Origin of the sequence: Microcystis sp. BLCC-F209 (assembly GCF_041928595.1) — a bacterium.
Taxonomy (GTDB): domain Bacteria; phylum Cyanobacteriota; class Cyanobacteriia; order Cyanobacteriales; family Microcystaceae; genus Microcystis.
Genome location: NZ_JBHFLL010000205.1, coordinates 1 through 6,342, shown reverse-complemented (window position 1 = coordinate 6,342; position 6,342 = coordinate 1). Strand labels below are relative to the sequence as shown.

The 6,342-nt window shown below is 44.7% G+C and carries 4 protein-coding genes and 1 pseudogene; 4 read left to right on the top strand and 1 reads right to left on the bottom strand.

Annotation, left to right across the window (positions count from 1 at the left end; genetic code table 11):
• A partial coding sequence (locus ACE1AQ_RS13215) for a transglutaminaseTgpA domain-containing protein (protein ID WP_374808557.1) occupies positions 1 to 2,091 on the bottom strand: 2,091 nt, incomplete at its 3' end.
• Between the two features lie 293 nt (positions 2,092 to 2,384).
• On the opposite strand from ACE1AQ_RS13215, the gene ACE1AQ_RS13210 reads away from it, so the two are divergent.
• From ACE1AQ_RS13210 to ACE1AQ_RS13195, 4 genes and pseudogenes are all read left to right on the top strand, one after another.
• Positions 2,385 to 3,122 carry a phycocyanobilin:ferredoxin oxidoreductase gene (locus tag ACE1AQ_RS13210; RefSeq protein WP_110543874.1) on the top strand — a complete coding sequence of 246 codons (738 nt, stop codon included), beginning with the start codon at positions 2,385 to 2,387 and terminating at the stop codon, positions 3,120 to 3,122.
• Between the two features lie 411 nt (positions 3,123 to 3,533).
• Complete coding sequence (gene ndhD1, locus ACE1AQ_RS13205; RefSeq protein ID WP_002768562.1) at positions 3,534 to 5,117, top strand: photosynthetic/respiratory NAD(P)H-quinone oxidoreductase subunit D1; 1,584 nt, start codon at positions 3,534 to 3,536, stop codon at positions 5,115 to 5,117.
• 404 nt (positions 5,118 to 5,521) lie between these two features.
• Positions 5,522 to 5,851, top strand: a pseudogene (locus tag ACE1AQ_RS13200) (hypothetical protein).
• Positions 5,852 to 5,892: 41 nt separating this feature from the next.
• A complete protein-coding gene (locus ACE1AQ_RS13195) occupies positions 5,893 to 6,171 on the top strand; it encodes a hypothetical protein (protein ID WP_002735949.1) in 279 nt (92 codons plus the stop codon).
• The last annotated feature ends 171 nt before the right edge of the window (positions 6,172 to 6,342 follow it).

Genomic DNA, 6,342 nt, shown 5'->3' with positions numbered 1-6,342 from the left:
CTGGTATAAACGCTCGATTGGTGGTAGTTTTGCCAACTTGCGACTCCTACGCCAACGATGGAACTGTCCCCATCCTAACCAACTAGCGTAAGCGAGGACGACCCCCACTAAACCGCCGAGAATTCCCCCGAAAAGACTGCCAGAAATAAAGCGCCATAACCAGGCCAATAACTTACCGATGGTAACGATAACATTTTCCCAAATCAGACCGAGAAAACCCGTTACTGGAGAGGGCAACCATCCAGCTACCCATTGCCAAAATTGCTTGAGGACGCTAAAAGGTTCCGCTTGCTCAAAGGATGGGGGAATTAATTCGTGGCCCGGGATAGGATCGAAAGTGTACCAACCGTAACCAGGGAAAAACACCTCTGTGATGGCGTAAGCGTCCGTATTTTGGACAACATAAAAGCCAGTGAAAGGATTAAACTGGCCAGGGGCAAAACCGGTGGCTAATCGGGCAGGAATACCGATCGAGCGTAACATAATCGTTAACACGGTGGAAAAATGATCGGCGTAACCCCCCTGAAAACGAAACAAAAAGGCCGAGACTAAATCCTCATTTTCGGCTAAAAAGGGCAAATCGGTTTTTAATTCGTAGTTTTGCTTCAATGCTTGGGCCAAATATAGGGCCTTCTCGTAGGGAGAGGTTAAAGGTTTGGCAGATTTTGCCAGCAATTCCTCGGTTTTTTGGCGGACTTTCGGGGCAATTTCGGCAGGAATTTGTAAATAATAGTTGAGAATAGACTTAGGGTAGGTTTCTGGGGCCGATCGCAGTTGGCTGCGATTGCGTTCCGGCACTTGTGAGATTACAGTATAAGTTAGCCCTTCCGCTAATCCCCCCGGCGACCTTAAGCTATTTTCTCGGTCAAAAGATACCTGTCGAGTGGGAAAAAAGAGAAACTGGGGCCAAGTAAGAGCAGGGATAATATTCGGTAAACTGGAGACAATGCTGTAGGTTTGGACTACCTGATGGGTTTTGGCCTGGGTTGCGGGTAACGGCACAAAAAAGCGATAAGACCAACGATTGCGATTTAAATCCTCTACTTCTTGATCTCGCGAGATTTGCCAACCTTGACCAGTATAGCGATCAAAGGCCATCGCCCGCCAGAATCCGGGGGCTTGGGAACGTACCCGCATGACTGTCTGGGGAGTCATACTTCCCCGCAAATTTTGGTTAATTTGGCTGTTAAAACCGTAATAAAAGGTAGGATCTAACTGTCCTGACCCTGTAGTGGGACTATTACCGCCATTTACGCCACCATTCCCCGTTTCACCCTCGCGCACATAGCCGGGGTTAACGATTTGTCTGTCTCCCTGTTCAAAACCCTGATTTTCCATACCTTCGGGACTATTGACGGGAAAAGATTGAATTTGATAACCCGGAAAACGCGGCATCAGAGCAAAAATTGTCAATCCCAAGAGGAGAATTGTCAGAAAGAAAATCCCGAAACGTTTGGGAGAAAGGGGGGAATTTTCCGGGGAAACTAATTTTTTTGTGGCTAGATGCGGGGGTTTCCTTGAGAAGAAAGGGAGACTCTGATTGAGATTATCTAAACCTAAACGAGAACGATAGTCTAAAACTAGGGTAGGTAGGGATAAAAACAGAAAGAGGATTAACCAAGGCGCAAAAGCAAGGGTTTGAGAGATTGTCCCGGCGACTCCCAAGAGAATTAAACCGATTACCATAGAATACCCTAAATCTTTGCGTCGGGGCAGGTCAAAACTATGGAGAATTTGTAATTGAATTAGTAATTGTGTTAGGGCAATGCGACTATCCTGCATCGCAACTATATCACCCAAGAATAGCGCCAAAACTACCAACATTCCGATCGCTATACAAAATTTTGCCCCGATATTGCGCTTTTTCCTGCGTCGCCAACTCCAGATTCCGCCGATAATACTGAGAGGAACAGCCCAAATACTGGTATAACTATCGGTAGCCACATCCGTGGCGATAATACCGACGATTACTAACGCTTGCACCAGAATTCTTAAAATAATCGATTCCTCGGTTTCTGGCAAGGGAGAAGATTCTATCTTTTGCCAGAGGGTTTTTAAGGAAGGTCTTGGACGAGCGGCACTGCTAACCATAGGCTAAATTGGGAGAAGGATCAAAAAGTTAATTTTATGTTTCCCAGTTCTAATCTCGATCGCTCCATGGGGTAAAGTGGATTTTAGATGTCAGGAGATAGGGAGATAGGGAGATAGGGAAATAGGGTGATAGGGAAATAGGGAAATAGGGAGAGGGGAGATAAGGAGATGGGGAGATAAGGAGATGGGGAAATAGGGAAATAGGCAAATAGGGAGAAAAAAGCTGATGACTGATAACTGATGACTGATAACTGATGACTGATTACTGATTACTGATTACTGATTACTGACCCATGATAGCCGTTACCAACCCTGAAATTTTACCGTTGCTTCATCCCCTGATTGGACAATTAGCCACGGCAATTCTGTCCCACTGGGAAAATTATCTTGATTTGTCGCCCTTTGAGTTGCCGGAAGGTTTAGGCTATGTGGAGGGACGTTTAGAAGGGGAAAAATTAATTATCGAGAATCGCTGCTATCAAACCCCCCAGTTCCGCAAAATGCACCTAGAACTGGCTAAACTGGGCAATGGTTTGGATATACTTCACTGTGTCATGTTCCCCCGTCGAGAATATCCGCTGCCGATGTTTGGATGTGATATAGTCTCCGGCAAAGCGGGAATCAGTGCCGCTATTGTGGATCTTTCTCCCACCAGTAGCGATAAAACTCTCCCTAGTGCCTATAATCAAGCTTTAGCGGCTTTACCTGGGGCTGATTTCGCCCAAGCTCGTGATTTACCGCCTTGGGGTCATATTTTCTCCCAATATTGTCTGTTTATTCGTCCCGAAACCGCCGCCGAGGAACGACAATTTTTACAAAGAGTTACAGATTTCTTGACAATTCACTGCAAATGTGCTATGGAAAGTCAGCCCCTTTCCGGAGAAGAAGCGCGCATTTATTTACAGGGACAACGGGATTATTGTAGTCAACAGCAGAAAAACGATAAAACTCGGCGTGTACTAGAAAAAGCCTTCGGGTGGGAATGGGCAGAGCGTTATATGACGGGCGTTCTCTTTGATCTGCCCGATTAAGTAGGGAGGCACAATTATAGCGTTTTTCAGTCTGCTGAGGTACAAAAGTTATGGGTTTTAGGCAAAAGGCAAAAGTCAAAAGTCAAAAGGGAAGAAAAATATGTGTACCTCACTAGCTTAGGAAACGCTATATTTGTCGGATGGGTTAATGGTATAAAACCCTACACCCCACACCCCACACCCTGCCCCCACCGAAAAACTTTTTTAGCAAACCCTAATTAGGCCAGAAGTCTCTTGAAACTTAACAATATTAACAGACAAGGACGGGATAATAATTGCTAGATTGGGTTAGGTACAGTTAAATGTAACCGGGAGAACAAGCGAAAAAAGGCGGTTTTGCTAGGTAAAACCGTCAAAATACCTTAGCTTAATTTCTCGATTCTGACGATTAAATAAATATTAAAACAGCCGATGAATCTAACGAACTTTCCTTGGTTAACTGCCATCATCCTTTTTCCCATCGTCGCTGCTTTATTGGTTCCCATAATTCCCGATAAAGACGGTAAAACCGTGAGATGGTTTGCTCTGACGGTGGGATTAATCGACTTTGCCCTAATTATCTACGCTTTCTATAGCAGTTACGATTTCGCTAATCCCAATCTGCAATTAGTGGAAAGTTACCAATGGTTGCCCGAAATTGACCTAAGATGGTCCTTAGGAGCCGATGGCCTCTCCATGCCTCTGATTATCTTAACGGGATTTATCACCACTCTGGCTATCTTAGCGGCTTGGCCGGTCACTTTTAAACCGAAACTATTCTACTTCCTGATGCTGTTGATGTACGGGGGACAGATTGCGGTGTTTGCCGTCCAGGATCTGTTACTGTTCTTCCTCGTCTGGGAATTAGAATTAGTCCCCGTCTATCTCATCCTCTCTATTTGGGGCGGTAAACGCCGTCTCTACGCGGCCACCAAATTTATCCTTTACACCGCCGGAGGCTCCCTATTCATCCTTGTAGCGGCGCTGACGATGGCTTTTTATGGCGATACCGTCTCCTTTGACATGGTGACTATTGCTGGTAAAGACTTCCCCCTGAAACTGCAATTATTCCTCTACGCCGGTTTTCTGATTGCCTACGGGGTAAAACTGCCGATTTTCCCCCTCCATACTTGGCTGCCGGATGCCCACGGCGAAGCCACTGCCCCCGCCCATATGTTACTAGCGGGAATTTTGCTTAAAATGGGTGGTTATGCGCTCTTACGGATGAATATGGGGATGTTACCCGATGCTCACGCCGTTTTTGCGCCCGTTTTGGTCATTTTAGGGGTAGTTAATATTATCTACGCCGCCTTAACTTCCTTTGCCCAACGCAATCTTAAGCGCAAAATTGCCTATTCTTCCATCTCTCACATGGGATTTGTGCTGATTGGTATGGCTTCCTTTACCGATATTGGTACAAGTGGGGCGATGTTACAGATGATTTCCCACGGACTGATTGGGGCGAGTTTATTCTTTATGGTCGGTTGTACCTATGATCGCACCCATACCCTGATGTTAGACGAGATGGGCGGTGTCGGCAAGAAAATGAAGAAAGTTTTTGCCATGTGGACCACCTGTTCCCTCGCTTCCCTAGCTTTGCCCGGGATGAGCGGTTTTGTGGCGGAATTAATGGTATTTATTGGTTTTGCCACCAGTGATGCCTATAGTCCCACTTTCCGCGTCATCATCGTCTTTTTAGCGGCTATCGGTGTCATTCTCACCCCGATTTATCTCTTGTCCATGTTGCGAGAAATTCTCTACGGGCCGGAAAATAAGGAATTAGAAGAACACCATGCCCTAGTGGATGCGGAACCCCGGGAAGTCTTTATTATCGCTTCTCTATTAGTGCCAATTATCGGCATTGGACTCTATCCCAAAGTAGCCACGACAATTTACGATGCTACCACCAATAAATTAACCGCCCTAGCGCGTAATTCTGTCCCCAGTTTAGTGCAACAGGCAAAGGCAAAAACCCCCAGTTTCTCCCTTTATTCCCTAAAAGCCCCCGAAATCTAAGGATTTATCAGTTATCAGTTACCAGTTACCAGTTATCAGATTTGAGTTTTAAGTGAGCAGTATTAAATCCCACTTTCCGCACTTCTTAACATTCAATTGATAATTTTTACTAATATTAAATCCGGTTATTAAAGAATGATTATTTATTCCCTCTTGTGCATGAGTGCATGAGTAGAAAACGGGTTTCTCGGAGAAACCCGTTTTCTGTGCGTTACTCAACGGATTTAGTATTATTATACTTTTAATTGATTGTGTGATTATTTTAATGCGATCGCTACTGAGTACAGCCTGGAGAATTATTAGAATTAGTCCCCACTGGAGCAATCGCGCCGACAGAAGATTAGGCGGTCGCAACGCGCTCGCTACGCGAGACCGCAACATGGCAAAATATAGGAGTTTAGCTCATGTCTAACGAAACCGTGACTTATTCCCTAGAAGCTGTTCTAACAAGGATTGAGGGAAAAATAGACTCTCTACAAAGGGATGTTAACAAGCTAGAAATAGGACAATCAGAGCTAAAAGGGGAGATTAAAGCCTTAGGCTTTAAGGTTGAGGGCATCGATAAAAGATTAGAGAAAGTAGAAAACGAGCAATCTGTTTTAGTTAAGTCTGTTTCTGACTTACAGGGATTTCGGGGGTTAATTTTACCTCTAATTGTTGGGTGAATTAGTGCCGGTATCGGGGCAATAATCACCGTCAGTATCAGATTTTCTCTCCTCGGTGGCAAACCCTAAATAAGGCGATTATAACATAGCAAAATATAGGAGTTTAGCTCATGTCTAACGAAACCGTGACTTATTCCCTAGAAGCTGTTCTAACAAGGATTGAGGGGAAAATAGACTCTCTACAAAGGGATGTTAACAAGCTAGAGATAGGACAATCGGAGTTAAAAGGGGAGATTAAAGCCCTAGATGAGCGACTAACCACAGAAATTAAAGGATTAACTGCAAGAGTCGCTAATCAGGAATTTACCAATCGAGGGATTCTAATCGCTTTGGTTGTTGCCATTTTGGGAGGGGCAGCCAAACTTTTTGGTTTTCTTCCCAATCCCTAACAGATATCTAATTAGGAAGTTGCCGTTTTCTTGGCTCTTCTAGGTTCTGTGTGATAAGTTTAATTGACATAGGATCGATCGATCTTTGTGTCCTTTGTGTCTTTGTGGTTCGTTCCACCCCCTCGCTCTTGAGAAATGTATCTTAGAATACATTTTACCCACCAAAGCTGG